The following is a 26125-nucleotide window of genomic DNA, read 5'->3' on the forward strand; positions in this document are numbered from 1 at the left end:
TCAAACCATCTTGAAAACGTTATCGTAACGACCATCTTTTCCATGCGGGTCGCCCTTGCGGGGCCCGTAGCAACCGGAGCGCGGGTTTCCCGGCTCCATCTTCAATATTGCTCCAATGGAGAATGATGAAATGAACCGTACCGATTTCACCCCCTATCGCCGCACCACCGTCGGTTTTGACCGGCTGTTCGATCTGCTGGAAAATGCAGGCCGCACCATGCAGAGCGATAATTACCCCCCTTTCAATATCGAGCGTATCGCCGATGATCGCTATCTGATCACCGTCGCGGTGGCTGGCTTCACGCCGGCCGAGATCGATATCACCGCGCAGCAGAACCAGCTGGTCGTGCGCGGCGCCAAGGACGAAGGCGAGGATGGCCGCGAATTCCTGCACATGGGAATCGCCAATCGCAATTTCGAACGGCGCTTCCAGCTGGCCGACCATATCCGTGTGGAAAATGCGGGTCTGGAAAACGGTCTGCTGACGGTGGAGCTGTTCCGCGAGATTCCCGAAGCGCTGAAACCGCGCAAGATCGCGGTGAACGGCGTGACCGCCAAGTCTGCTGAAGAGCCTGCCGAGGACAGTCAGGCCGAGCAGCGGCATATTCGCGCAGCCTGATCTTTACCCTGAATGCGACAGGAGGCGGCCGAGCCATCGGCCGCCTTTTTTATGCAAAATCGGCCTTCGGACCCGTTACGTCCGATCAGCCCCTATCCCGTTCGTGCCGAGCGAAGTCGAGGCAGCGGTCAATCCAACGCGACGCTCATCGGCCAGCCCCCCTCGATTTTGCTCGAGGCGAACGGGCGCAATGATATCGGCGCGTCCGAAATACAGCCGATAGGACTGCCTGGCCTAAACCAGCCGGCTCTGCTTGACCGCCGCCTCGATGAAACTTGCGAACAGCGGATGCGGATCGAAGGGCTTGCTCTTCAGCTCCGGGTGGAACTGCACGCCGATGAACCAGGGGTGGTCAGGGCGCTCGATGATTTCCGGCAATGTGCCGTCCGGTGACATGCCGGAAAAGACGAGACCGCCCTCCTCCAGCGCCGGCATATAATGGGTGTTTACCTCGAACCGGTGACGATGCCGTTCCTGAATGCTGGTCGCATCGTAAATCCGCGCGACATGGCTGCCTTCGGTCAATGCGGCCTCATAGGCACCCAGCCGCATGGTGCCGCCCAGATCGCCGCCCTCGCTGCGCTGCTGCAGGCCTTCTTCGCTCATCCATTCGGTGATCATGCCGACGACCGGCTCATCGGTCGGCCCGAATTCGGTGGTCGATGCCCCAGCCTTACCGGCCAGATTGCGCACCCCTTCGATGCAGGCCATCTGCATGCCGAGGCATATGCCGAAGAAAGGCACCTTCTGCTCGCGGGCGAAGCGGATCGCACCGATTTTACCCTCGCTGCCGCGCTCGCCGAAACCGCCGGGCACGAGGATGCCGTGCATCGGCTCCAGCTTGGACGCCAGATCATCCGAATCCTGCTCGAACAGCTCGGCGTCGAGCCATTTCATATGCACCCGCACACGGTTGGCCATGCCGCCATGCACCAGCGCTTCGGACAGCGACTTATACGCATCCGGCAAGCCGACATATTTGCCGACGACACCGATGGTCACTTCGCCTTCCGGGTGCTGATAGCGATCCAAAATATCATCCCAGCGCGACAGGTCCGGCTTGGCCGAATGGTCGAGCCCGAAGGCACGCAGCACCTCGGTATCCAGACCCTCGGCATGATAATTGAGCGGCACCGAATAGATGCTCTTTGCGTCCAGCGCCGGGATGACCGCTTCCTTGCGGACATTGCAGAATTGCGCGATCTTGCGCCGCTCGCTGTCAGGCAGCGGACGTTCGCAGCGGCAGAGCAGCAAGTCCGGCTGAATGCCCAGGCCCGCCAGTTCGCGCACGCTGTGCTGCGTCGGTTTGGTCTTCAGCTCGCCTGCGGCGGCAATGAACGGCACCAGCGTGACATGGATGGCAACCGACTGCTCCGGCTCCAGCTCGTTGCGCAACTGGCGGATCGCCTCGATGAACGGCAGCGATTCGATATCGCCCACCGTGCCGCCGATTTCGCACAGCACGAAGTCCAGCCCCTCGGTATCCGCCAGCGCGAATTCCTTGATGGCATCGGTCACATGGGGAACGACCTGCACCGTGGCGCCCAGATAATCGCCGCGCCGTTCCTTGGCGATGATGTCCCGGTACACGCGGCCAGAGGTGACATTGTCGCTCTGATGTGCCGAGACGCCGGTGAAGCGCTCATAATGGCCAAGATCAAGATCGGTCTCGGCCCCGTCATCGGTGACGTAGACCTCTCCGTGCTGATACGGGCTCATCGTGCCCGGATCGACATTCAGATAGGGATCGAATTTGCGAATGCGGACGGTGTAGCCACGCGCCTGGAGAAGGGCGGCGAGCGATGCCGCCATAAGACCTTTTCCGAGCGAGGAGACCACGCCGCCGGTTATGAAAATGTACCGCGCCATGGGAGGAGAGCCTTAAGTGGGGCGACGCCGGTATGTCCAGCGCCGCATGGGCTTTATCCCCGGATTATTTGTCGAGCGGAACGGCATTGCCGCCCGCAGCGTCCTGTCCGGGCGCGACATCGGTGGCACCGGGAGGCGCTGCAGCCGGAACGGGATCACCCGGAACCGTACCGACGCCCGGTCCGCCGCCGATCGGCAGCTCGCCGCCTTCGGTCGGTACAGGTGCACGGCGCTGGAAGCTGGAGTCGATGTCCGCCGGTGCGCTCTGATCGGCGGCCACGACGGCCAGCGCGATCGAAAGGGAAACGAAGGCGATCGCGAGGATGGTGGTGCCACGGGTCAGAAAATTCGCCGCGCCGCGGGCGGACATCAGGCCGGACGGACTGCCGCCCATGCCAAGGCCGCCGCCCTCGCTCTGCTGCATGAGGATGATGCCGACAAGCGCCGCGCCGACAATGGCCTGAACGACGATGAGAAAATGGAAAAGCGTCATGAATGTTTCTGGTCCGTTGGAAGACGGCGCACATAGCGGTGCGGCGTGGCTTTCGCAAGCGCAGGCGGTTGGTCTACCCGCCAGTCGGCTGGCCGGTTGCCCTTAGCTCGCGCTGGCGGCAGCCTCGATGATGGGCACGAACTTGTCGGCGCTGAGACTGGCCCCGCCCACCAGGCCGCCATCGACATCGGAAACGGCCAGCAGTTCCGCGGCATTGCCGCCATTCATGGACCCGCCATATAATATGCGCATGGCATCTGCCTCTTCACCGATCAGATCGCGCAGTTTCACGCGGATCGCACCATGCATTTCCGCCACGTCACTGGTCTGGGGCACGCGGCCCGTGCCGATTGCCCAGATCGGCTCATAGGCAATGGTCAGCCAATCGGCAGAGGCATCGTCAGGCATGGATTCGGCGATTTGCGCGGTGACGCGGGCGATCGCCTGACCGGCATCGCGCTGCGCTTCGGTTTCTCCGCAGCACAGGATGACGGAAAGGCCAGCGGCATGCGCTGCTTCGGCCTTGGCCTTGATGTCCGCATTGCTCTCCTGCTGGTCCTGTCGCCGTTCGCTATGGCCTACGATCGTCAGCCGCGCACCCACTTCGGCCAGCATGGCAGCCGACACGCATCCGGTATGCGCGCCATGTTCCGCCTGATGGCAATCCTGCGCGCCGATCGGCAGCGTCGGGGCGGCGTCTGCCGCGCGTGCGATCAGGGTGCTGGGAACACAGAGCGCCACGTCGACCGACTTCGAAGCGTCTGCTGCGGCTGCGATCAGCTGAAGTTCCGACAAGCTACCAGCCATGCCATGCATTTTCCAATTGCCCGCGACGAATTTGCGCCTTGCGCCCATAGCCATATCCCCTGCTGTATCCCGTTGCCGCATGCGGCGTTGGTCGTGCCTTAGCGCGCGTGACCGTGTCATGCCAGAGGCCCCCGCATCGCCGTGCAATGCCTGGGTGGTTTCGCCCGCTTGCTCCCGAACGCCACCCCGCCTAAGGACGCGAACTATGTCTTTTCCAACGGCCAAAGCGCTCCACTCATGATCTCCACCATCCGCAAATTGTTCGAAAGCAAGCTGGGCGCGATCATCGCGATCATCTTCGTGGCCATCATCGGCCTGGCCTTTGCGCTGTCCGATGTGTCCGGCTCCCTGTCACCCGCCGGTGTCGGCGGCGGCACGGCGGCCAAGGTCGGCTCGGTAGAAATCAGCGAAGCGGAACTGAACGAGGCCGTGAACACCGCCTTCAGCCAGGTCCAGCGGGAAAATCCGGGCCTCACCATGGCGGCCTTCGTGCAGCAGGGCGGACTGGACGATGTGTTCGCCAGCCTGGTCGACCGCGTGACCGTGAGTGCCTATGCCCAGAAACATGGCATGGCGGTGAGCAAGGCCATGGTCGATGCCGAGATTCGCGACATTCCCGCGTTCAAGGGTCTGGACGGCAGCTTCGATCAGCAGACCTTTCTCGGCGCGCTGCGCCAGAACAATCTGACCGAGGCGCAGTTCCGCGAGGATATCCGCCGCAGCCTGTATCTTGAACAGCTTTTGAGCCTGTCCGATGCCGGAACGAAGGCAGCCAGGAACATGGCCCTGCCCTACGCGTCCCTGATTCTGGAAGAGCGCAAGGGGCAGCTGGGCGTCATTCCCTCGCAAGCGTTCGTGCCCAAGAACGATCCCAGCGATCAGGTGCTGAACACATTTTACAAGGCCAACCGCGCCAGGTTCACCGTGCCGGAGCGCCGCGCGATCCGATATGCCGTGTTCGATGCTGCAAGCATGGCGGGCAAGGTTCAGGTCTCCGACGCCGAAATCGCCAAATATTATCGCGACAACCAGACCCAATATGCCGCCAGCGAGGAGCGCACCATCAGCCAGCTGATCGTGCCGACCGAGGCGGCCGCGCAGGCCGTCGCCAAGCGTGCGGCGGGAGGCGAGAGCCTGTCCGCCATTGCAGACGATATCGGCGTGGCCGTGTCGCAGGCCGAGGGCGTGACCAAAAGCGGTTATGCTTCGCAGACGTCCGACGGGGTGGCGCAGGCGGCGTTCTCCACCGCCATCGGCAAAGTTGCCTCGCCTGCGCGTGGCAATCTCGGCTGGTATGTCGTGCGTCCGGACAGCAATCGCTCGATCGCCGCAAAACCGCTCGCCAGCGTGAGCGCGGCCATTCGCGAGACCCTGACCACGCAACGCACGCGTGAAATGCTCGACGAACAGACCGGCGAGATCGAGGATCAGCTGGCCAAGGGCGCAACGGTGGCCGAAATCGCCAAAGCCGTCGGCGCCAAGGTTGAGACGACGCCCCCGCTGCTGCAGGCAGGCGGATCGCCCGGCAATCCCGATTTCAAGCTGCCCGAGGCGCTTGCTCCGATCCGTGCCGCCGCCTTCCAGATGGATGCCGGCGGTGATCCGCAGCTGATCCAGCTGGGTGATGATCAGCGCTTCGCCATCATCGGCATCGCCAAGGTGGACGCGGCCGCGCCGCCGCCGCTCGCCGATGTGAAGCAGGACGTCATCAATGCCTGGAAACGTTCCGAAGCATCCAAGGCCGCCCGCGCCTTGGCAGCAAAGGTGCGCGACAGCGTGAACAAGAGCACCAGCCTGAAACAGGCGCTGGCCGCCAACGACGCGCCGATCGAGCAAATCCAGCCGATCTCCGGCACGCGCCAGCAGCTGACGCAGAATCAGGATCAGGTGCCGCCGCCGTTACAACTGCTGTTCTCGATGACGCAGGGCAGCACCAAGCTGCTTCCGCTGCCGCAGGAACAGGGCTTCTACGTCGTGCATCTGGACGAACTGATCCGCAACAGCGCCAAGGATAATGCGCCGCTGCTCGAAGCCACCAGCCAGCAATTGTCGCGGGCCTTGTCGCAGGAGTTCTCCGCCGGCTTCGTCGCCGCCATGCGCGAAGAGCTTGGCGTCAAGCGCAACCAGTCGGTCATCGACCGTCTGCGCGCGCGCTTGTTGGGTAATGACAGCTGATCTTCTGAACGTGGTGAACCCGACCGCCGATAGAGGCCATTCCGTTACCCGGAACCTGGCTGAAGCGCAGGCCGCGCTGTCCCAAGGCAAACCTGCGCTGCTCTGGCGCAAGCGCATCGCCGATACCGAAACGCCGGTTTCCGCCGCGCTGAAACTCTGCGTGGAAGGGCGCGGTGATTTTTTGCTGGAGTCGGTCGAAGGCGGCAATGTGCGGGGGCGGCACAGCCTGATCGGGATCGATCCCGATCTCATCATCCGCGCGCACGGCACCAGCGCCGAGATCAATCGGCAATGGCGGCAAGACCGGGCATCATTCCAGCCGCTGGCGGGCGATCCGCTGACGGAGCTGCGCGCCCTGGTTGCCGAATGCGCGATGGATGTGCCGGACGCCCTGCCCCGCGCACTGTCCTGTCTGGTCGGCTATTTCGGTTATGAGACCGTCGGGCTGGTCGAAAAACTACCCCGCCCGCCGGAAAATCCGCTGGCGCTTCCGGATCTGCTGTTCGTTCGGCCCAGTCTGATCGTGATCTTCGACCGGCTCAGCGATGAGATGTTCCTGATTGCCCCGGTATGGCCATCGGAAGAGCTGGAATACGACGTGATACTGGACGGCGCCATCACCGCGCTCGACGAAGGAGAGCGGACGCTTTCCGCATCGCTGCCCGCCAACGGCATGACCGGAGACGCGCCTGCCGAACCGGTGTTCGAACCGCAGCTTGCGCCGGGCCGCTATGGCGAGATGGTGGCCGCCGCGAAGGATTATATCGAGGCTGGCGATATCTTTCAGGTGGTGCTTGCGCAGCGCTTCACGGCTGAATTCGAGCTTCCTCCCTTCGCGCTCTACCGTGCCCTGCGGCGGGTAAACCCCTCCCCGTTTCTCTATTATCTCGATCTGCCCGATTTCGCCCTGATTGGCTCGTCCCCCGAAATCCTCGTGCGTGCGCGCGATGGCGAGGTGACCATTCGCCCCATTGCCGGAACCCGCCCGCGCGGCAAAAACGATGCCGAAGATCAGGCGAACAAGGCCAGTCTGCTAAGCGATGGAAAGGAGCTGGCCGAACATCTGATGCTGCTCGATCTGGGCAGGAACGATGTGGGCCGGGTTGCCGCGCGTGGATCGGTGACAGTAACCGATAGCCATTTCGTCGAATTTTACAGCCATGTCATGCATATTGTCTCGAACGTGACGGGCACGCTGGCGCAGGACAAGGACGCGCTCGATGCGCTGTTTGCCGGCTTCCCGGCGGGCACCGTATCCGGCGCGCCCAAAGTGCGCGCCTGCGAGATCATCGCGGAACTGGAGCCGGAAACACGCGGTGCCTATGCCGGCGGCGTCGGCTATTTTTCTCCCGACGGATCGATGGACAGCTGCATCGTGCTGCGCACCGCCGTGGTGAAGGATGGCAAGATGCATGTGCAGGCCGGTGCCGGGATCGTCGCCGATAGCGATCCGGCCTATGAGCAGCGCGAATGCGAGGCCAAAGCCAGCGCTCTGCTGTCCGCGGCGAAGGAAGCGGTCCGGATCGCAGGTGAGCCTAGCTTCGGCCAATGACACGGCTTGCCGTTCTGGCGCTCGTGCTGCTGGCGGCTGGCTGCGGATCGGAAGACGGGCAGCAGCGCGCTGCCGAACCGGCAGAGCTGGTCCGTCCGATCTGCGACAATGAAAGTTTTGAGGGCGATGATTTCACCGTCTGCACGGCCGACCCCAAGCAGGACCGCATCGCCATGTTTGACGCCGATCATGACGGCGTGCCCTATCGCAGCTTTCCGGAACTGGAACGCGCGCTAGCCTCCCGCACATCCAAGCTCCGCTTCGCCATGAATGCCGGTATGTTCGACGAATCCGGCCTGCCCATCGGATATTATGTGGAACATGGCGAGCGCCTGCAGACGCTGAACCGCGCCGCGGGGCCAGGAAATTTCCATCTGCTTCCCAATGGGGTGTTCTTTGGCCAAGGCGGGCGCTGGCGCATCCTGACCAGTGATGGCTTTGCGGAACAGGTAACCGCGCGGCCCGATTTTGCCACCCAGTCCGGCCCCATGCTGCTAATCGACGGCCAGTTGCATCCCAGAATAGCGCAGAACGGCACGTCGCTGCATGTGCGCAATGCCGTAGGGGTTAATCCGCGTGGCCAGGCGCTTTTCGTCATCAGCAACGGCCCGGTGTCGTTCGGACGTCTGGCCCGGCTGTTTCGCGACAAGCTGCAATGCCGCAATGCGCTATATCTCGATGGTTCGGTGTCCGGCCTGTGGTATCCGGAAGCGGGTCGGATGGATCGCCGCGCGCCGCTGGGGCCCATGGTCGCGGTGTTCGCGAAGGACCGCTGAACTGCTATTTCAGCAGCTTGGGCCCCGAACGCTCCAGCTTTTCACGAATTTTTCCTGCAAACATGGCCAAAAGCGGCGGCAGCGTCAGTTCCACCGCAACATGATCTTCCTGCACATCGCAGATCGCCGCAATCGACTGCCCCATGGCTTTGGCGGTGAAATGCAGGCGGTCACCTTCCCAATGATGCTCGGTCACATCGCCGCCGGGAATCATGTCGCCCAGCTTGCCGATGCCGCCTTCCAGCCGCTGTCTGGCGCCTGCTTTGCCGAGCTGGTGGGGAAGATTTGCGCGTACCGGTTCCATGGCGGACAGCCATAGCGGCATGAGGATCGGCATGCCAGCCTTTCGCTTGGCGTCGGACCATAGGCGCGGTACAGCGCAGCCATGATCCTCGTCATCGACAATTATGACAGCTTTACCTTCAACCTGGTCCATTATCTGATGGAGCTGGGCGCCGAAACGCGCGTGGTGCGCAACGATGCGCTCACCGTGTCGGAAGCCATGGCCAGCGGTGCCACGGCCATCCTGATATCCCCCGGCCCGAAAATGCCGGATCAGGCCGGGATCAGTCTGGACTTGGTGGCCGCCTGCGCGGATGCCGGCATGCCGCTACTTGGCGTGTGTCTGGGTCACCAGGCGATCGGCCAGCATTTCGGCGGCCAGGTGGTGCGCGGCGGGTTGATGCATGGCAAGACCTCCCCGATCACGCATGATGGCAGCGGGATCTTCGCCGGTCTGCCCGCCACATTTACGGCCACGCGCTATCATTCGCTGATCGTGCCCGAGGAAGGACTGCCCGATAGCCTGCTGGTCAATGCGCGTGGACCGGACGGGACGGTCATGGGCTTTCGCCATCATGCGCTGCCGATTCACGGCGTGCAGTTCCATCCGGAAAGCGTGGCAACCGAGCATGGCCATGCGCTGCTGGCCAATTTCATGACCCTGGCCGGGCTGACCCCGGAGCGGCTGCCCGCATAGCGCGCTGGATATTTCCGCCGCGCTGTGCTTTGCCCCTGTTCCGATGACCCAGCTTCCAGACCCCGCCGTTCCGCTCTCGCAAGATCAGGCCAGCGCCGCCTTTGCCTCCATTCTGGATGGTGAACAGGATGAGGCCACGATCAGCGATTTTCTGATCGGCATGGCCGTGCGCGGCGAGACCGCCGATGAGATTGCCGGTGCCGCCCGGGAAATGCGCGCGCGCATGATCCCGGTGGCCGCGCCGCTTGGCGCCATCGACGTGTGCGGCACGGGCGGCGATGGATCGAACAGCCTGAACATCTCTACCGCGGTCGCCATCGTGGTGGCCGCTTGCGATGTGCCCGTGGCCAAGCATGGCAGCCGCGCCGCGACCAGCCAGACAGGCGCGGCGGATACGCTGGAAGAGCTTGGCGTCAATCTCGATATATCCCCGGAAGATGCACAGCGTTCGCTGGAGGAGTTGAACCTCGCCTTCTTCTTTGCGCCGAACCACCATCCGGCGCTGGCGGCGATTGCGCTGATCCGCCGCAAGCTGGGCCGCCGCACCATCTTCAACATGCTGGGGCCGCTCGCCAATCCTGCGCGTATCCGCCACCATCTGATCGGCGTGGCCAGCCCCAATCTGGCCGAAACCTATGCCAACGCTGCCGCCCGGCTGGGATATGGCCATGCCATGATCGTATCCGGCGACGAAGGGCTGGACGAGCTCTCCATCTCCGGCAGCAGCACCATCTTTCATGTGCGCGGACGCGACATCGAAAAGGCCAGCATCCATCCGGAAGAGGTCGGCCTGCAGACCCACAAGCTGGAGGCGCTGAAAGGCGGCGATGCGCGCAACAATGCCGCCGCCCTGCGCCGTCTGCTGCAGGGCGATGGCGGGGCGTACCGCGATGCCGTGCTGCTCAACGGGGCCGCCGCCTTGTTGGTGGCGGGCGCGGTGGATAGCTGGGCCGATGGCGTGGAGGAGGCTGCCGAGGCGATCGACAAAGGGCTTGCCAACGCGCTGCTGGACTGCTGGATCGCACGGCAATGAACGACAAACTGGCCCAGATCATCGCGCACAAGCGCAACGAAGTCGCCGCCCGCAAGACCGTGAGGATCGCCCGCGAACTCGCCCTGATCGCGCGCGAAACGCCGGAGCCGCGCGGCTTTGCCAAGGCGCTGGATGCAGCGGCGGCGGACGGTTTCGCGCTGATCGCCGAAGTGAAGAAAGCCTCTCCTTCCAAAGGCGTGATCCGAGAGGATTTCCATCCGCGCGACGCGGCAATCGCCTATGCCGCTGGCGGGGCGGCCTGTCTGTCGGTTCTGACGGACGAGGAATTCTTCAAGGGCCATGACGACTATCTGCGCATTGCCCGGGGCGCGGTTTCCGTGCCGGCCTTGCGCAAGGATTTTACCATCGATCCCTGGCAGGTGGCCGAAGCGCGCGCCATTGGCGCCGACGCGGTGCTGCTGATTCTGGCGGCGGTGGATGACGACATGGCCAAGGCCATCGAAGCGGAGGCGATCGATTTCGGGCTCGACCTGATCATCGAAGTCCATGACGAGGCCGAGATGGAGCGCGCACTGGAACTGCAGTCGCCACTGATCGGCATCAACAACCGCAATCTGAAGACCTTTGAAACCGATCTGGCGACCAGCGAACGGCTCGTTGCTATGATCCCGGATGATCGGGCGGCAATTGCGGAGAGCGGCATTAACACCCATGCCGATCTGGAGCGCCTGTCGGCGCATGGGATCCGCCGTTTTCTGGTCGGCGAATCGCTGATGCGGCAGCCCGATATCGAAGCGGCCACGCGCACCCTCCTGCATGGCTGAACTCACCCATCTGGACGACGCCGGGCGTGCGCGCATGGTCGACATATCGGCCAAACAGGAAACGGTGCGCGAGGCAACGGCAGAGGGGCATATCGTCATGAGCGCCGAGGCGCTGGAAACGGTGCGCGATGGCAAGGCGGCCAAGGGAGACGTGCTCGCCGTGGCGCGGATCGCCGGAATCATGGCGGCCAAGCGCACGTCGGAGATCATCCCGCTCTGCCACCCTCTGCAGCTGAGCGGATGCACCGTCGATTTCGAATATGGTGACCACGGCATCCGCGCTGCGGCGACGGTGCGGATCGGCGGCAAGACCGGCGTCGAGATGGAGGCGCTGACCGCAGTGAGCGCGGCGTTGCTGACCATCTACGACATGGTGAAAGCCATCGACAAGGGCATGACGATCGAGGGTGTGCGCCTTCTTGCCAAATCCGGCGGCCGATCGGGCGATTGGCGCGCCGCCTGATGCTGTCGGTTGCGCAGGCGCAGCGGCGCATTCTCGCGCTCGGCCATCCCCTGGGCAGTGAAACGCTGGAAGTTGCGCGGGCCGCCGGCCGCTATCTGGCCGCACCGCTTCATGCCCAGCGCGATCAGCCGCCCGCCGACAATAGCGCGATGGACGGCTTTGCCATTCGTTTCGCAGACCTGCCCGGCCCGTGGACCGTCATTGGGGAATCGCGCGCTGGCCATCCCTTCGAGGGTCAGGTCGCGCCCGGACAGGCGACCAAGATTTCCACTGGCGCAATCTTGCCGGACGGGGCCGACACCGTGCTGGTGCGCGAAGATGCCGGGATGGACGATGACCGGCTCAGCCTGAGCGGCGATGGTCCCGCAGAAATCGGTCGTCATATCCGGCGGGCTGGCGGCGATTTCAGGCGCGGCGATCAATTGCTGGCTGCAGGACAATTGCTGGGGCCTGGTGCGCTGGCGCTAGCCATCAGCTCCGGCCTCGGAACGGTCGACGTCGGGCGCCGGCCCAGCGTGACCATCCTTTCGACGGGCAATGAGCTGGCGGCTCCGGGCAGCCTTGCCGCCGCCAATCAGATTTATGACAGCAACGGTCCCATGTTGTCGGCCATGATGATGGGTCTGTGCGGCGATGTGCAGCATCTCAGCGGCGTGGAAGATGATGAGGCCTCAGTTCGCGCAGCCATAAGAAGCGCGGATAATGCCGACATTCTGGTCACCATCGGCGGCGCGTCGGTGGGCGATCACGACCATGTCAAACCGGCACTGGTCGCCGAGGACGCAGCGCTCGATTTCTGGAAGATCGCCATGAAGCCGGGCAAGCCGTTGCTGGCCGGCACGCGCGGGCGACAAGTGGTCATCGGCCTGCCTGGCAATCCGGGCTCCGCGTTCGTCACCGCGACGCTGTTTCTTCTGCCCCTGCTGCGACATCTGGCCGGCGCGTCCGATCCGCTTCCGACCGTCGGATATGCACATTTGCGCACCGCTCTGCCCGCAGGCGGCAGCCGTACGGAATTTTTGCGCGCGCAGCTGGACAATGGCAGCATTGCCGTGCTCGGTGCGCAGTCCAGCGGCCTTCTTCATACCCTCGCAGCTGCCGATGCGCTCATCCAGCGTCCAGAACATGCGCCGCCAGTCGAAGCGGGCACCATCATCCCCTATATTGCCTTATATAAGGGTAATGCTTGACGTTCTCCCCAAGGTTGCCTAAACGTTCCTTATATGTTCGGCCACCGGAGATCGATCCATGCTTACCGCCAAACAGCATGAACTGCTGACCTTTATTCATCAACGTCTGGAAGATGGCGGCATTTCGCCGTCGTTCGAAGAGATGAAGGAAGCCCTCGATCTCAAGAGCAAATCGGGCGTGCATCGACTGATCAGCGCGCTGGAAGAACGTGGTTTCATCCGCCGCCTGCCGAACCGCGCGCGCGCGCTGGAGGTGCTGAAGATCCCGGAAAAGGGCAATGCCGCACCAATCAAGCTGAGCGGCGCGTCGCCCATGGCCCAGTCCGATCGACCGGCCGGAGCCATGCCGGTGGCGGCCAATGACGTGATCGAACTGCCCTTGCACGGCCGCATTGCCGCTGGTGTTCCGATCGAGGCGATGGAGGGACAGAGCTCGCTCTCCGTGCCCATGGCCCTGTTGGGAACGGGCGAGCATTATGCGCTTGAAGTGTCGGGAGACTCGATGATCGAAGCGGGCATTTTCGATGGCGACTATGCCCTGATCCAGCGCACACAGATTGCGCGGGACGGAGATATTGTGGTGGCGCTTGTGCACAATGAAGACGCAACGCTCAAATATCTGCACCGTGAAAATGGCCGTATCCGGCTCGATCCGGCCAATAGCAGCTATATGCCGCAATATTACGCCGCGGACGAGGTCGAGATTCAGGGCAAACTGGCTGGTCTTCTGCGCCGCTATCACTGATGCCTTTTGGCATATGCGCTGCGCCGGGCGTGCGAAAGATTGCTTTGCGATCCAGCGGAGGCAGACTGGTCCGGCATTGAGCCCTGTCGTGCGTTATTGAGGGTCGACCATGGCAGATGGCCGGTTTGAGCGGCGACAGTGCGCACCTTTTCGGCGGCAAGATCAATCGAAAGGCCGCCGGTTTGCTTCAGGCTCTGCCGATCGATCTTGAGCCAGCGCGGACGGCAGCTTGCCGGCAGCCATCGATCGCTGATCATGATATCTGTGCGGCGGCAGAAGGCCGCCAGTTCGAGCGATGGCACATAATATCCTGAGCGCGTCGCACCAATCGTCCAGACGCGTCCGCCCCTGTTCAACTGGACCATGCAGATATCCGCCGAGCAGCGGGCATTCCGGGCCTCGCTTATGGCCGATGCGTCCTGTTCGGTTCCGGCATTTTCGCCCAGCATATCGCGGATATAATCGCCAGCGCTCCCGCGCAGTAACGCAATGCCGCCCTGCCCGTTCGAAAAAGCGACATGCCGGCCATCGCCGGTAATCAGGAGGTCCGGCATCGGCGTTGCGATGGCGGCCGCGCTGCCCATGGCCATCGGAAGCAAACCCAGCCAACGTATTTTGGTTTTCAGGAGGCAGATCATCAAGCCGCCTAGGACGGTCATGCCGAAAATGGCGGATGGCATGGACGGCAAGGTCGCCACCGCGCCCCGTTGGCTGGACGTGATATGCGCAATGTCGAGCAGTAGACCGATTGCATGTTCGCACAGGAACCAGAACGGCGCGCCCATGCCCACAATATCGAACAACAGCGCGAGGGCCTCCAGCGGCATGACGACGAACGTTGTGAGCGGGATGGCAAGCACATTGGCGAACGGGCCATAGAGACCGGCCTTGTGAAAATGATATATCGCGATCGGCATCAGGACCATTTCGACCACAAATCCAGTCAGGAACAAGGCCGCGATGAAACGCCAGCACCGCGACACGAAACCGCGGTCCTGCCGGGCGACAAAAGCGCGCATCAGGGGCAGTTCGTGCAGCGCCACAATCGCCGTGACGGCCGCGAAACTCAGCTGGAAGCTGGGGCCAGAAAGGGACTGCGGCCAGACGATGAGCACGATCAGCGCGCCGGTGGCAATCAGACGCAAGCTGATGGCCTGCCGTCCCAGTGCCATCGCGATCAGGACCAGCAACGTCGCAACGCAGGCGCGCACCGTCGGCACCTGCGCGCCCGTAAGCAGCGTGTATCCAATCGCACCGATCGCCGCGCCGCTGGCGGCCACCAGCGGCACCGGCACACGCAGAGCGAGCGGACCGATCAGCGCGACCAGGCGGCTGATCAGCAGATAGATCGCACCGACCACTGCGGTGACGTGGAGGCCGCTGATCGACAGCAAATGGGCCATGCCGCTGCGCCGCATCGCTTCGGCATCGGCCTCCGGAATGGCCCCGCGATCGCCGGTCGCCAAGGTGGCGCCCAACGCGCCGGCTGCCCCTGGCATGCTTGCCTGAACATGCCGGGACAAAGCCTTGCGCCATCGCTGCCATCGCGTCTGCGCGGATCCGGCGCGCAATATCTCGAAATCTCCGATCATCGAGCCGGTTGCGCCAAACTGATCGAACCAGGCGCGGGCGGCAAAATCATAGGCACCGGGAACAGCGGGTCCGGCGGGCGGCATCAATCGTGCTTTCATCCGAACGACGGCGCCCTCCCGCACGGCTTCGCTCCGGCTGTCAGCAGGGATATTGAGCCGAATGGTCGAGGGCAGACCTTCAGCCCCCATGGGTGCGATGGTCCAGCGCACCAGCTGCCGGGCTGGCAGTGCCGCGACATTGGTCACCTGCCCGGTCACCGCGACCACATAGGGCCTGGCCAACCTGTTCGGCGCGGACGTCGTGGCATGCCACGCGATATTGCCGGCGCCCAAAACCAGCATCAGGCCGGAAATAGCCAGAGCGGTGCCGAGCCGCCGATGCAGGCCCGTGGCAACGCCAAAACACATAGCGGCCAGCGCCACCAGCAACAGAACTGACAGGATCCTGTGGCCAAAGGTAAACCAGAGCGCGATCCCAGCGCCGAACATGACCACGGCCCACAGCGGCAGCTGTTCGCGCTCTGCGTCCAGCCATCGTTCGACGGCTGCCAAGACCGGCGGCCAGCGTTCTGAGCGGCCATCTCTGCGGGCCTCCAGAACCTCGTGATATGGCACCGATTCCATCCGTTGCCGATAGCAGGAATTGCCAACCAGGGGCAGCCGCCAGCGTGCTTTGGAATTGTGCAGTGCAACGCCCTTGACCTGAGGGCTGCCAGCCCTCATTTCCGTGGCACGGAAAAACGCTTTTCGACGAGCAACCGCGCTTGATCGGAAACCGTTATCGTCCGCACCTTGATCTGCAGGCAAGGCATCGCCTTGCGCCTGCAGGCCTCGGGCTGCTGACCAATGGATTACTTATACGGAGAATAGCATGAACGACATCGCCAAGCTGGACCTGAAGGGCGAGACCCATGAGTTTCCCGTGTTGCAGGGCACCGAAGGGCCAGACGTCTTCGATATCCGCTCGCTCTACGGCAAGTCGGACATGTTCACATTCGATCCGGGCTTCAAATCCACGGCGAGTTGCGAGTCCGGCCTGACGTTCATCGACGGCGACGAGGGCGTTCTTCTCCACCGCGGTTACCCGATCGGTCAGCTGGCGGAGCATTCCAGCTTCATGGAAGTCTGCTATCTCCTGCTGAACGGTGAACTGCCGGACGGCAAGGAACTCGAAAAGTTCAGCTGGACGATTTCGCGCCACACAATGCTGCACGAGCAGTTGCGGCAGCTGTTTTCCGGCTTCCGCCGCGATGCGCATCCCATGGCGGTCATGTGCGGCGTGGTCGGCGCACTCAGCGCCTTTTATCATGACAGCACCGATGTGAAGGATCCGACGCATCGGATGATTTCCAGCCATCGTCTGATCGCCAAGATGCCGACGATTGCCGCCTGGGCCTATAAATATTCGATCGGCCAGCCCTTCGTCTATCCCGACAACAGCCTGTCCTATACCGGCAACTTCCTGCGCATGACCTTCGGCGTGCCTGCAGAACCTTATGAGGTCGATCCGGTGATCGAACGTGCGATGGACCGGATTTTCATTCTCCATGCTGATCATGAGCAGAATGCTTCGACGTCAACGGTGCGGCTCGCCGGTTCGTCCGGCGCCAATCCTTTTGCCTGCATCGCGGCGGGCATCGCCTGTCTGTGGGGCCCCGCCCATGGCGGCGCCAATGAGGCGGCGCTCAACATGCTCAAGGAAATCGGTACGCCGGACCGCATTCCGGAATTTATCGAGCGCGCGAAGGACAAGAACGACCCGTTCCGCTTGATGGGCTTCGGTCACCGCGTCTACAAGAACTACGATCCGCGTGCGACCGTGATGCAGAAGACCGTCCGCGAAGTCTTCCAGGCCATGAACGTCAAGGACCCGGTGTTCGATGTTGCTCTGCAGCTCGAGGAAATGGCGCTTAACGACGACTATTTTCAGGAAAAGAAGCTTTTCCCGAACGTCGACTTCTATTCGGGCATCATCCTGTCAGCGATTGGCTTCCCGACGTCGATGTTCACCGCGCTGTTTGCCCTCGCGCGAACGGTCGGCTGGGTTGCGCAGTGGAACGAGATGATTTCCGATCCAGGCCAGACCATTGGTCGTCCGCGTCAGCTCTACACAGGGCCGAAGCAGCGTGACTATGTCGGGTTAGACAAACGCTAACTGCCCGTCGTCATATTCAAATTTGGCTCCTCCCGGTTCAGGCCGGGGGGAGTATCAACACAAAACGCGCCCCGACCTCCGATCCGTCGACCATCAGGTCGCCGCCCATGGCTCGGGCAAAACGACGCGAGATATAGAGGCCAAGGCCGCTTCCGCCATCGGCTGAACGTCCCAACCGCTCGAACTTCTCGAAAACATGTTCGCGGTTTTCTTCGGCAATCCCGTCTCCCTGATCCTGCACAATGATGGCCGGGTTGCCGTCGATGATGGCGGCATCGACCGTCACGATTGTTCCATCGGGTGAATAATTGACTGCATTGCCAATCAGATTGACGACGATTTGAAGAACGCGTTTATATTCGCCAGTCGCGGCCAGGCTATCGACCTCTCCCGGCGTCTGGATGGCGATGCCATGATCGGCCGCGCGAACAGCGAGCAGGCCGGCGGCGCGGCGGGCAAGCTCGCAACAATCGATCCGCTCCACGTCGAGCCTGAAACCGGGATGCTCGACAGTCTCCAGATCGCCGAAATCCTCGACCAGATCACGCAGATGTCGCGCGGCTGAAGCGATATCGCGCGCATAGGATGCGTAATTTTCACGCAAAGGCCCCCGCAAGCGCCCGTGAATGGTTTCGGCATTGGCGATGATGCGGCTGAGCGGCTGTTTCAGATTGGGGGTAACAAGCTGGGTCGGGGACGGCGGTGCTTCCGCCTGGCCCGGCGTGACGCTCGCCTCCGCTATCTGACAGAGATAGCCACTGAATTCGCCTTTGCCCGAAAGCAGTGGCTGCCCGGCCAGCATCACGGCGCAGCCGTTCACCTTCGCAGCCTGGGCCTTGAACGCCTGCCGCTCCGCCACGGCTTCCAGCAACGGAAAGCTGGCTGGCGGCGCAGTCTGAAGCTGCGCCCATTGGTTCAGCGCCTGTCCGATGTCCGGCTGGCCGATCCGCGTGTTCGGCAGCGCGCCGCTGATGGCCAGCACCCGCAACGCTGCATCCAGTTGCAGCTTCATTCCCGGCTGATGGTCAGACATGTCCAGGCGGAAACGCGGCGTCTCCAGCAGCGCATCGTCCCGCTCGCGTTCCTGCCACCCGGTGATCCGGATCGTTACCGATTCCTGATCGGGGGCCGTTTCCACGAGCAGCCGGTGGTCGCAACGCTCGTCGCTCACCTGAATCGTCCGGGCCAGTTTCATGCCCAGCGCCGCGCTGGATTCGCACAGGGCGCGCAGCGCGGGAAGCGCCAGGATTCCGCCGTCCTCGCCACCTGCCTGCCGGTGCAGTTCCAGCAAGGCGACATCCGCTTCCATCAGCAGACCGTCACTGGTGCACCGTCCGCAGATCGGTTCGCTCAACTGTTTTTCACGCATCGCCAAAGCCCGATCCGGTTGCCGCGATCAACGCGCGAGCGGCTTTTTTCGACACTTCCTTATAATGGGTGAGATCCGGCACGCGGTCGGTCGGCGACAGCAGATCGGCGATGCCCTGCGCTTCCGATCGGCGAAAAGCGGCAGCGCGCAGCAACAGCATCAAACGCGCGCCGCCCTCGCCCAGCATCAGAACGACATCGTGCCAGGAGCAGCCCAGTTCCGAGGCAAGATAGCCTGCAAATAGGTCCAGACCTGCATGGACCGGATCCCTCAGTTCTTCGAAATTCTCATCACGGGCCAGCTGTACGGCCAGCCGCGCGGACAAATAAGGAAGCCCCGCCGCTTCGTCATGCGCGGCCAGCAGCGTGGCGACGTCATGGGCGCGGTGCGGATCCGCCTTGTCACTACTGAGCAGTGCCGCGTCAATCTGCCGCACGAGATGCCGGAATATCGGCGCCGGCAGGTCATATCGACCGGACAGCCGTTCCTCGACCGTCCGGCTTCGCGCGGACAGCAGGGAAAAGATGCTCTCACTGAGCAACTCGTCATCATCGTCGATATGGCCGGAAAGCCAGACATTGGACCGCTGCCAGAGAGGCGCCGGCAATCGCTGGCCAAGCCGGAGCCAGGCCGCGTGCGCCATCAGGAATCTGAAGAGCGGCGGATGGTCGAGCAGCCGGCTGCGCTCGATAATCGGCCAACTAAGACCGGGTTCTTCGCCCGTAAGATCGGCCTCTATCGCGTTGACCAGCGTAAACAGGATCGCGCGGGCGCTGGCCACGGTCGCGTCTTCCAACGCAATCTGGGACCGGGGAAACAGGCGCGCCGCGAGATCGGCCTGCAAAGCGGGCTGTTCACGCTCGATGCGCTCCGCTTCACGCAGCGGATGTTCCAATGGCCGTTGGCCGTCTGACACGATCATTGCCCTGCTAGAAAGAAGCCCGGCTATAGGAAAGTGATGTTAATTTGGCTTTAAGGCTGTGCGCTTGCGGCGATGCGAAACCCATCGTTCAGTAACGAGCGCCGCCAGACAGGCAAGGCTGGTAACGCCGATCGCCATCGGTCCCGCCAGGAGGCTGGCGATCATCAGGATCAGGGCCACCACCGGCAAGATCGGCACGATCATGTCCCAACGCCCGTCGAACCGGCGATCGGCACATAAGGCCGCCGACAGAACCAGAACGGCGCATGCGATGATGGATATATCCGCGCGGCGCGACAGAAGAAGAACGGCCGCTGCCACCAAGCCAAGGCCGGCCGCGCTTCGCCAAGGCACGCCGCGATGATCCCGGCGATCCGGATCGATGCGTTCCAGCGCGCGATCCCCCGCAAGGGCCATGATCGCGGCCAGCGCCCCCCATGTGATCGACCCCATAGCCCCGCCCACGGCAGCCAGAAGCGCTGCTGCCAGCGGCAGATGCAGCAACGGCCATCGGGCAGCCGGTTTGCGCCGCATCAGGAGCAGCACGCCGCGCGCGATGGGCGCGGTGACGAGCCGGTCGAACCAATGCGCCGACGGACTGCCGCCCACGGCTGCACGTTCGATCTGTCGCGCACCCTCCTCATTCGAAACGCGCACGGGCATGGGGTGCGACGATGCCTGTTCGCTGTCGATCCCGCGTGCCCCATCCTGCGTGAGCTGACGCAGCAGCGTGGATGCGACATCCCAGCTTTCCGGCAGATCGGCCCCATCCGATACAGCGCGTCTGCCGAATGTGGCCACCCCGCCCCAGAAATGATCCCGGTCGAGCCGTTCCCATCCGCTATGTTCGGTCACCAGAACGGCTTTGTCGAATTGTTGAACAAATGCGAGCGTCTCCGCGCTGATCCATGCATCAGCTGCCACCAGCACAAGCCGTGCCTCCACCGGCAAGACGGCGTCCAGTTCTGCCAGCGTGCGGTGGTAGGACGCGCCTAGCCCTCTGCTCTTGATCAGATCGACCAGACGCGCAGCATCCGTCGCCGGCAGATCGCCGACCAACAGAAAACGGCGTACGCCGCTGCGCTCCAGCCCGGTGACCAGATGCTCCACCAGTGAACGTCCAAGAATCGATGGCTGCGCCGACGCTTGTCCAGTTACAAGCGCCAGGATTGCAAACTTTTCCAAACCGGCCTCCGCCCGCTCCCCTAAAGCGCAGAGCACGGGCTTGCAATCGCGGTGCGCCCTCAGGCCGGATCGACCGCGCTGTTTACGGCTATGGTCAGCTCCCGAAGAACCACTGGATCACCAGGAGCGCCATCGGCTGCCTCTTCGGCAAGCGCCTGAATTTGCGAAGCGCCGAAGCTTGCGGCAATGCCTTTCAGGCGCAGCGCCGCGTAAAGCCAGTTGGCGTCGCAGCGCGCGCGTTGCATCAGATCGATCTGACGCCGTGCGCTGTCGCCAAATGCTTCGCGCAGCTGCGCGACCAGATCCTCATCCTGGCCGACAGCTTGGGCCAGCGCGCTCTCCAAAGCTCCATGGTCATAAGACATGGAAGCGTCTCTACATCATGCAGGCTTAACTTTGCGTTTCGATCCCTCCGGGTTATGGTTAACCCCAGTTCTTGAGGGGGTCGCGGGCATGGCCATCAGCGCAAATGAAGATGTTTACGACGCGGATCCGGCCGCCGAATCGCCTGTGATGGGCGACCATGCAGTCGAGTCGGCTGCGGAATGGATTGAGGACGAGCCCGAGCCGGCATCGATGATCTTGCCGATCGTGCTCATCGGCCTGGCAGCCGCCTGGACCGCCTTCTTCATCTTTGCCCAGTTCGAAAATCTGCAGGCCCGCCCCGGCGCCAGTCAATCCGCGGACCTGATCGTGCAATGGGCGGTTCCGCTCCTGCTGATCGGCATGATCTGGCTGCTGGCCATGCGCACCAGCCACCGCGAGGCCCGGCGTTTTGCCGATGTTTCCGGGCGCATGCAGGACGCAGGCGCCGCGCTGCAACATCGAATGCAGGCGGTCAATAACGAGATCAGCCTGGCGCGCGAATTTCTTGCCGAACAGGCCCGCGAACTCGACATGCTGGGGCGGACGCGCGCCCGCGATATCCGCGAGGCGGCGCAGAGCATCGAACATGCTTTTGCGGAAAGCCAGCGCCAGGCCGCCAAGCTCGACGAGGTGAGCCAGGCCGCGAACGGCAATCTGGAGCGGCTGCGCAATCATCTGCCGGTGGTCACCAGCACGGCCAAGGACGTTACCAACCAGATCGCCACCGCAGGCGAAGGCGCGCGGATTCAGCTGGACGCACTTGTAAGCGGGGCGGCCGCGATCGAAGAAGCGACGGAACGGCTGGGGGCTGCATCGGACCGTTTGCATGAACGGTCATCCAACGTCTCCGAAGCGATCGACGAAAACAGCGCTGCAAGCGAGCGGCGGCTCGCTGATTTCCTGCAGGATGCCGAAGGGGCGGCGGCGCAATTGTCCAGACATCTTCAGGCAAGCATTGCGGACCTCCTCGCAAGCCTGGACGACAGCGCAGAGCGGCAGCGCCGTCTTGCGATGGAATCGGCCAGTACCTTGCAGGCGCGGCTGTCAGAGCTCGATAACCGGATCAACGATGTGGCCGAGCGGGGCGGCGAACAAGGCGAACGGATCGTGCGTCTGTCGCGCGAGATCGAGGAAAGCGCCGAGCGCGCTCGGGCGCGTATCCATGAGCTGGACGAACGGGGAAGCGAAGCCACCGCGCGCATTGCTTTTGCGATCAAGGCGGCGCTGGACAACAGCGATGCGCTGAGCGCGAAGATCGAGCATAATGACGATGGCCTTGCCGCGCTTCAGAACCGCCTCGCTGCGGCGCACGAGCTGATGGCCGCGATCGAACAGCTGGGTGATGACCGGCTGTTGCCCAGTGTCGAACGGGTGTTGGGCAAGATCGACGAGACCAACGACCGCGGTACCGATCTCAGGACGCTCATCGAGCTGATCGATGTCAACAGCCATGGCGTACAGGATCGGGCGGTCGCCTTCGGGGATGTACTGTCGCAGCAGCGCGAACTCATCGACGGGCTGAACGAGGATAGCGCGGCCGCCTTTACCGAACGGCGTGAAGACAGCGCAGCACTCGAACAGGCTTTGATGGAGGCGCGCGGCGCTTTGCAGCGGCTGGCCGAAGACGTCGAGGCGCGGCTTTCCGCCAGCGTGGAGCAGGTGCGCGATCGTTCCATCGAAGCCGCCGATCACGCACGCAGCGCGCTGGACGGCGTGGTCGAGACCACTGCCGACAATCTGCGCCAGCGGACCACGGAAACGCTGGAACATGCCGTGACCGAGCAGATGGAGGCTGGTGGAGAGCGCTGGAACGCCATGGTTGCCGCAGCACTTCACCAGTCCGATGAAACCACGAAATTGCTGGAAGAGCGCCTGGCCAAGCTGGACCAGATGACCAGCAACCTAGAGGTCCGTCTGGAACGGGCGCATGAGCAATTCGAAGGGACGGACGACGATGCCTTTGCACGGCGTGTGCTGATGCTGACCGAATCCCTGAATTCAACCTCGATCGACGTGGCGAAACTGCTGTCCAACGACGTGACGGATCCGGCCTGGGCGGCCTATCTGAAAGGCGATCGCGGCGTCTTTACGCGGCGTGCGGTGCGGCTTCTGGATGCCGGCGAGGTCCGCATCATTGCGCAGCATTACGAGGAAGATCGCGAGTTCCGAAACCAGGTGAACCGCTATATCCACGATTTCGAGAGCATCATGCGCAACCTGATGAGCACGCGGGACGGCAGCGCGATCAGCGTCACCCTGCTCTCTTCCGATGTCGGCAAGCTATATGTCGCGCTGGCGCAGGCAATTGAGCGGCTCAGGGCCTGAAGATGGCCCTGCAGCGCGCTCGGCAGGTTACTGGTCGAATGACTGGAAGAAGTTGAAGTCTTCCGCCGTGATCCATTCGAACCGATAGTTCAGATAGAACAGGCCGAACAGGATCGCGGAAACCACCGTCGTGCGTAATATGATCCTGCCGGCAGAAAAATTGCCGGGCGCGCTATCGGCCTGGCCCGACACCATGTCGATACCTAGCTCCTCATGCGTCCGCACGCCAAAGGGCAGGACGGCAAACAAGGTCAGCGCCCAGAACAGCACATAGATGGCGATCATCGATGCCGGTTGCATGAAGCTGGTCAGCCTTCCACGATAAGCACGTCGACCACCGGCTTCTTGCCGGTCCATTCCCGCGCGGTACGGCGAACGGCCAAGCGCACATCTTCGCGCAACTTGGCAATATCGCCGCTGAATTTGCGCGTGGCTTTCTTGGCCGCGTCCACCGCTTCGTCCAGAAATTCATCGCGCTCGTCCTCGATCGGTACGCCCTGCGTCTGCAGCACCGGATCGCCGGACAGCTTGCCGCGCGCATCGATCGCAAGGGCCACCGAGATCTGACCATTCTGGGAAATCTTGCGACGCTCATTCATGGTCGCGCCGTCCGCCGCGATGATGATGTCCCCGTCCACGATCAGACGGCCGGAACGCTCGCGCCCGACAATCTTCGGCTCGCCCGGCGCAAGCCGAACGACGTCACCATTCTTCTGCACCACCGCCTTGGGAATGCCCTGCTCAAGCCCGAGCCGAGCATGCTCTTTCATATGGCGCATCTCGCCATGGACCGGCAGCAGGATTTTCGGCCGGATCCACTCATACATGGACTTCAGCTCAGGCCTGCCGGGATGGCCGGACACATGGATGTCGGCCTGCCGTTCGGTGATCATCTTGACGTTCATTTCGGCGAGCCGATTCTGAATGATCCCGATGGCAATTTCATTGCCGGGAATCTGTTTGGATGAGAACAGCACGACATCGCCGTCTTCCAGCGACAATTTGTGATTGCCCTGCGCCACGCGGCCAAGCGCCGCGCGTGGTTCACCCTGCCCGCCGGTGGCCACGATCATCACCTTGTTGCGCGGCAGCTGCATGGCCTCTTCGAAGCGCACGATATCCGGGAAGGCCTTGAGATAGCCGGTCGCCTTGGCATTTTCGATCATACGGTCGAGCGAACGCCCCGCGACGCACAACTGGCGGCCCGTCGCCTTGGCGACTTCCCCCAGCGTCTGCAACCGGGCAAGGTTGGACGCAAAGGTGGTGACCATGATCCGGGTCTTGATGCCCTTGCAAGCCTCAAGCAACGATTCCCGTACCATCTCCTCGGAACCCGAGGCATTGTCGTTGAACACATTGGTGGAATCGCAGACCAGCGCAAGAACGCCTTCATCGCCGATCGCGGTCAGCTCTTCCGCCGTGCTTGGCGTGCCGATCTGCGGTTTGTCGTCGAGCTTCCAGTCGCCTGTGTGGAAAATATTGCCATAAGGCGTTTCGATCAGCAGGCCATTGCCTTCCGCGATGCTGTGCGCCAGCGGAATGTAACGAATGCCGAAATCGCCCAGGCGGAAATGCCCGTCATCCTCGATAATATTGAGTTTGATGTCTTTTTCCAGCCCATGCTCACGCAGCTTGTAGCGGATCAAACCGGCGGTGAACTTGGTGGCATATAATGGCACGCCAAGCTCTTCGGCGAGCCAGGGAATGGCACCGATATGGTCCTCATGCCCATGGGTCAGAACGATGCCGAGCAGATCCTTGGCATTGCGCTCGATAAATTCCAGATCGGGCAGCACCAGATCGGTGCCAGGATAATGGGGGTCAGAGAAGCTGATACCCAGATCGACCATGATCCATTTGCCGTTACAGCCGTACAGGTTCACGTTCATGCCGATTTCGCCCGAGCCGCCAAGGGCCAGGAAAAGAAGTTCGTTTTTCGGTTTCATGTTGTGCTTTCAACACGGGCGGCAATGATTGCCAGCCCGTTAAGGGTTAGGTCCGGTTCGACCGCATCGAACAGGTCGGTATGTTTATCGAAGAGCTGGGCCAGTCCGCCGGTCGCCACCACCTTGGTCGGGCGTCCGATTTCGGCGCGCATCCGCTGAACGATGCCTTCCATCATGGAAACATAGCCCCAGTAGACGCCGATGTGCATTTGCTCTTCGGTGTTGCGCCCGATGACGCTGTTCGTCGCGGGCGCTTCAATTGCAATATTGGGTAGCTTGGCCGCCGCCGCAACTAGGGCATCGAGCGAAAGATTGATGCCGGGCGCTATGATCCCGCCTTTATAGGCGCCGGTATAATCGACATGATCGAGCGTAGTCGCCGTACCAAAATCGATCACCACCAGATCGCCATCATATTTGGCATGCGCCGCCACGGCATTCACCGCCCGGTCCGCGCCGAGCGAACCCGGCTCATCGACGTCGATCACCAAGCCGTAATCGCCCTCACCGCGCCCCGCGACAATCGGATCGCAATCGAGATATTTCTGCGCCAGCAGGGTTAGGTTATGCAGGGCACGCGGCACCACGGTCGAAATAATAACGCTCTTGATGGCGGCGGGGTCGATCTGCGCCAATTGCATCAGTTGGCGCAGCCAGACCGCATATTCATCGGCCGTCCGCCGCGCATCGGTTGCGATCCGCCAACGCGCAGATACTTCGCCATTCTGCATGACGGCAAAGACGATATTGGTGTTTCCGGCATCGATGGCGAGCAACAT

General features: G+C 62.6%; 24 protein-coding genes. 12 read left to right on the forward strand and 12 right to left on the reverse strand.

Features of this window, described 5'->3' with window-relative positions:
• Positions 1 to 130: 130 nt before the first annotated feature.
• Positions 131 to 619: an Hsp20 family protein gene (locus tag G410_RS15535; RefSeq protein ID WP_051137220.1), complete on the forward strand. Its 489-nt coding sequence runs from the start codon at positions 131 to 133 to the stop codon at positions 617 to 619.
• 234 nt (positions 620 to 853) lie between these two features.
• Here the strand turns inward: G410_RS15535 and G410_RS0104075 are convergent, their stop codons facing one another.
• From G410_RS0104075 to tpiA, 3 genes are all read right to left on the reverse strand, one after another.
• A complete protein-coding gene (locus G410_RS0104075) occupies positions 854 to 2488 on the reverse strand; it encodes a CTP synthase (RefSeq protein WP_022672381.1) in 1635 nt (544 codons plus the stop codon).
• A gap of 64 nt (positions 2489 to 2552) precedes the next feature.
• Entirely contained in the window at positions 2553 to 2981 is a 429-nt protein-coding gene (secG, locus tag G410_RS0104080) for a preprotein translocase subunit SecG (protein ID WP_022672382.1), read from the reverse strand.
• A gap of 102 nt (positions 2982 to 3083) precedes the next feature.
• Positions 3084 to 3836, reverse strand: a complete 753-nt coding sequence (gene tpiA, locus G410_RS0104085; protein ID WP_022672383.1) for a triose-phosphate isomerase — start codon at positions 3834 to 3836, stop codon at positions 3084 to 3086.
• 189 nt (positions 3837 to 4025) lie between these two features.
• Between tpiA and G410_RS15540 the strand changes: the two genes are divergently transcribed.
• From G410_RS15540 to G410_RS0104100, 3 genes are read left to right on the forward strand one after another with little or no spacing between them, the layout of a single operon-like run.
• Positions 4026 to 5963, forward strand: a complete 1938-nt coding sequence (locus tag G410_RS15540; RefSeq protein WP_022672384.1) for a SurA N-terminal domain-containing protein — start codon at positions 4026 to 4028, stop codon at positions 5961 to 5963.
• Positions 5953 to 7515, forward strand: a complete 1563-nt coding sequence (trpE, locus tag G410_RS0104095) for an anthranilate synthase component I (RefSeq protein ID WP_022672385.1) — start codon at positions 5953 to 5955, stop codon at positions 7513 to 7515. The genes G410_RS15540 and trpE overlap by 11 nt, the downstream gene beginning before the upstream one ends.
• Positions 7512 to 8291, forward strand: a complete 780-nt coding sequence (locus tag G410_RS0104100; protein ID WP_022672386.1) for a phosphodiester glycosidase family protein — start codon at positions 7512 to 7514, stop codon at positions 8289 to 8291. Before trpE ends, G410_RS0104100 begins: the two co-directional genes overlap by 4 nt.
• A gap of 4 nt (positions 8292 to 8295) precedes the next feature.
• Here G410_RS0104100 and G410_RS0104105 read toward each other — a convergent pair whose 3' ends face one another.
• The gene (locus G410_RS0104105) at positions 8296 to 8628 is read right to left on the reverse strand and encodes a polyhydroxyalkanoic acid system family protein (protein ID WP_022672387.1); all 333 of its coding nucleotides are present in this window, start codon (positions 8626 to 8628) and stop codon (positions 8296 to 8298) included.
• A 48-nt stretch (positions 8629 to 8676) separates the two neighbouring features.
• Between G410_RS0104105 and G410_RS0104110 the strand changes: the two genes are divergently transcribed.
• Genes G410_RS0104110 through lexA form a run of 6 tightly spaced genes read left to right on the forward strand, consistent with a single transcriptional unit; the run spans position 8677 to position 13486 of the window.
• Positions 8677 to 9270, forward strand: a complete 594-nt coding sequence (locus G410_RS0104110; RefSeq protein WP_022672388.1) for an anthranilate synthase component II — start codon at positions 8677 to 8679, stop codon at positions 9268 to 9270.
• 43 nt (positions 9271 to 9313) lie between these two features.
• Positions 9314 to 10303 carry an anthranilate phosphoribosyltransferase gene (gene trpD, locus G410_RS0104115; protein WP_022672389.1) on the forward strand — a complete coding sequence of 330 codons (990 nt, stop codon included), beginning with the start codon at positions 9314 to 9316 and terminating at the stop codon, positions 10301 to 10303.
• Positions 10300 to 11088, forward strand: coding sequence for an indole-3-glycerol phosphate synthase TrpC (trpC, locus tag G410_RS0104120; protein WP_022672390.1), 789 nt, complete (start codon positions 10300 to 10302; stop codon positions 11086 to 11088). Before trpD ends, trpC begins: the two co-directional genes overlap by 4 nt.
• On the forward strand, positions 11081 to 11551 hold the full coding sequence (moaC, locus tag G410_RS0104125; RefSeq protein WP_022672391.1) for a cyclic pyranopterin monophosphate synthase MoaC: 471 nt from the start codon (positions 11081 to 11083) through the stop codon (positions 11549 to 11551). The genes trpC and moaC overlap by 8 nt, the downstream gene beginning before the upstream one ends.
• Positions 11536 to 12741, forward strand: coding sequence for a molybdopterin molybdotransferase MoeA (locus G410_RS0104130; protein WP_022672392.1), 1206 nt, complete (start codon positions 11536 to 11538; stop codon positions 12739 to 12741). Before moaC ends, G410_RS0104130 begins: the two co-directional genes overlap by 16 nt.
• A 58-nt stretch (positions 12742 to 12799) precedes the next feature.
• A complete protein-coding gene (gene lexA / locus G410_RS0104135; protein ID WP_028971045.1) occupies positions 12800 to 13486 on the forward strand; it encodes a transcriptional repressor LexA in 687 nt (228 codons plus the stop codon).
• On the opposite strand, the gene G410_RS15545 is transcribed toward lexA, so the two are convergent.
• Entirely contained in the window at positions 13480 to 15630 is a 2151-nt protein-coding gene (locus G410_RS15545; protein ID WP_162604065.1) for a ComEC/Rec2 family competence protein, read from the reverse strand. The two genes, lexA and G410_RS15545, sit on opposite strands and share 7 nt — an antisense overlap.
• 319 nt (positions 15631 to 15949) lie before the next feature.
• Between G410_RS15545 and G410_RS0104145 the strand changes: the two genes are divergently transcribed.
• Positions 15950 to 17233: a citrate synthase gene (locus G410_RS0104145; protein ID WP_022672393.1), complete on the forward strand. Its 1284-nt coding sequence runs from the start codon at positions 15950 to 15952 to the stop codon at positions 17231 to 17233.
• A 37-nt stretch (positions 17234 to 17270) separates the two neighbouring features.
• Here the strand turns inward: G410_RS0104145 and G410_RS0104150 are convergent, their stop codons facing one another.
• The 4 genes from G410_RS0104150 to G410_RS0104165 form a co-directional block, all read right to left on the reverse strand.
• The gene (locus tag G410_RS0104150; RefSeq protein ID WP_022672394.1) at positions 17271 to 18602 is read right to left on the reverse strand and encodes a sensor histidine kinase; all 1332 of its coding nucleotides are present in this window, start codon (positions 18600 to 18602) and stop codon (positions 17271 to 17273) included.
• A complete protein-coding gene (locus tag G410_RS0104155) occupies positions 18595 to 19518 on the reverse strand; it encodes a hypothetical protein (protein WP_156851847.1) in 924 nt (307 codons plus the stop codon). Before G410_RS0104155 ends, G410_RS0104150 begins: the two co-directional genes overlap by 8 nt.
• A 45-nt stretch (positions 19519 to 19563) precedes the next feature.
• Positions 19564 to 20634: a hypothetical protein gene (locus G410_RS0104160; protein ID WP_022672396.1), complete on the reverse strand. Its 1071-nt coding sequence runs from the start codon at positions 20632 to 20634 to the stop codon at positions 19564 to 19566.
• A 134-nt stretch (positions 20635 to 20768) separates the two neighbouring features.
• Positions 20769 to 21074 (reverse strand): hypothetical protein, encoded by a 306-nt coding sequence (locus G410_RS0104165; protein WP_022672397.1) that lies wholly within the window; start codon positions 21072 to 21074, stop codon positions 20769 to 20771.
• A gap of 88 nt (positions 21075 to 21162) precedes the next feature.
• Between G410_RS0104165 and G410_RS0104170 the strand changes: the two genes are divergently transcribed.
• Complete coding sequence (locus G410_RS0104170; RefSeq protein WP_022672398.1) at positions 21163 to 23400, forward strand: coiled-coil domain-containing protein; 2238 nt, start codon at positions 21163 to 21165, stop codon at positions 23398 to 23400.
• 27 nt (positions 23401 to 23427) lie between these two features.
• On the opposite strand, the gene G410_RS0104175 is transcribed toward G410_RS0104170, so the two are convergent.
• The 3 genes from G410_RS0104175 to G410_RS0104185 are packed head-to-tail and all read right to left on the reverse strand — an operon-like array spanning position 23428 to position 26125.
• On the reverse strand, positions 23428 to 23700 hold the full coding sequence (locus tag G410_RS0104175; RefSeq protein ID WP_022672399.1) for a DUF1467 family protein: 273 nt from the start codon (positions 23698 to 23700) through the stop codon (positions 23428 to 23430).
• Positions 23701 to 23708: 8 nt separating this feature from the next.
• Positions 23709 to 25346, reverse strand: coding sequence for a ribonuclease J (locus G410_RS0104180; RefSeq protein ID WP_022672400.1), 1638 nt, complete (start codon positions 25344 to 25346; stop codon positions 23709 to 23711).
• Positions 25343 to 26125 carry a type III pantothenate kinase gene (locus tag G410_RS0104185; RefSeq protein WP_022672401.1) on the reverse strand — a complete coding sequence of 261 codons (783 nt, stop codon included), beginning with the start codon at positions 26123 to 26125 and terminating at the stop codon, positions 25343 to 25345. The genes G410_RS0104180 and G410_RS0104185 overlap by 4 nt, the downstream gene beginning before the upstream one ends.

This window comes from Novosphingopyxis baekryungensis DSM 16222, from assembly GCF_000420305.1.
GTDB classification, from domain to species: Bacteria; Pseudomonadota; Alphaproteobacteria; order Sphingomonadales; family Sphingomonadaceae; genus Novosphingopyxis; species Novosphingopyxis baekryungensis.

Excerpts from the sequence above, each read along its gene's own strand:
- G410_RS0104165 (WP_022672397.1), bottom strand. The coding sequence starts at position 21,074 with ATGTCTTATGACCATGGAGCTTTGGAGAGCGCGCTGGCCCAAGCTGTC.
- trpE (WP_022672385.1), top strand. The coding sequence starts at position 5,953 with ATGACAGCTGATCTTCTGAACGTGGTGAACCCGACCGCCGATAGAGGC.
- trpD (WP_022672389.1), top strand. The coding sequence starts at position 9,314 with ATGACCCAGCTTCCAGACCCCGCCGTTCCGCTCTCGCAAGATCAGGCC.
- G410_RS15535 (WP_051137220.1), top strand. The coding sequence starts at position 131 with ATGAACCGTACCGATTTCACCCCCTATCGCCGCACCACCGTCGGTTTT.
- G410_RS0104185 (WP_022672401.1), bottom strand. The coding sequence starts at position 26,125 with ATGTTGCTCGCCATCGATGCCGGAAACACCAATATCGTCTTTGCCGTC.
- G410_RS0104175 (WP_022672399.1), bottom strand. The coding sequence starts at position 23,700 with ATGCAACCGGCATCGATGATCGCCATCTATGTGCTGTTCTGGGCGCTG.
- secG (WP_022672382.1), bottom strand. The coding sequence starts at position 2,981 with ATGACGCTTTTCCATTTTCTCATCGTCGTTCAGGCCATTGTCGGCGCG.
- G410_RS0104105 (WP_022672387.1), bottom strand. The coding sequence starts at position 8,628 with ATGCCGATCCTCATGCCGCTATGGCTGTCCGCCATGGAACCGGTACGC.
- lexA (WP_028971045.1), top strand. The coding sequence starts at position 12,800 with ATGCTTACCGCCAAACAGCATGAACTGCTGACCTTTATTCATCAACGT.
- G410_RS0104145 (WP_022672393.1), top strand. The coding sequence starts at position 15,950 with ATGAACGACATCGCCAAGCTGGACCTGAAGGGCGAGACCCATGAGTTT.
- G410_RS0104110 (WP_022672388.1), top strand. The coding sequence starts at position 8,677 with ATGATCCTCGTCATCGACAATTATGACAGCTTTACCTTCAACCTGGTC.
- tpiA (WP_022672383.1), bottom strand. The coding sequence starts at position 3,836 with ATGGGCGCAAGGCGCAAATTCGTCGCGGGCAATTGGAAAATGCATGGC.
- G410_RS0104100 (WP_022672386.1), top strand. The coding sequence starts at position 7,512 with ATGACACGGCTTGCCGTTCTGGCGCTCGTGCTGCTGGCGGCTGGCTGC.
- G410_RS15540 (WP_022672384.1), top strand. The coding sequence starts at position 4,026 with ATGATCTCCACCATCCGCAAATTGTTCGAAAGCAAGCTGGGCGCGATC.
- moaC (WP_022672391.1), top strand. The coding sequence starts at position 11,081 with ATGGCTGAACTCACCCATCTGGACGACGCCGGGCGTGCGCGCATGGTC.
- trpC (WP_022672390.1), top strand. The coding sequence starts at position 10,300 with ATGAACGACAAACTGGCCCAGATCATCGCGCACAAGCGCAACGAAGTC.
- G410_RS0104075 (WP_022672381.1), bottom strand. The coding sequence starts at position 2,488 with ATGGCGCGGTACATTTTCATAACCGGCGGCGTGGTCTCCTCGCTCGGA.
- G410_RS0104150 (WP_022672394.1), bottom strand. The coding sequence starts at position 18,602 with ATGCGTGAAAAACAGTTGAGCGAACCGATCTGCGGACGGTGCACCAGT.
- G410_RS0104180 (WP_022672400.1), bottom strand. The coding sequence starts at position 25,346 with ATGAAACCGAAAAACGAACTTCTTTTCCTGGCCCTTGGCGGCTCGGGC.
- G410_RS0104170 (WP_022672398.1), top strand. The coding sequence starts at position 21,163 with ATGGCCATCAGCGCAAATGAAGATGTTTACGACGCGGATCCGGCCGCC.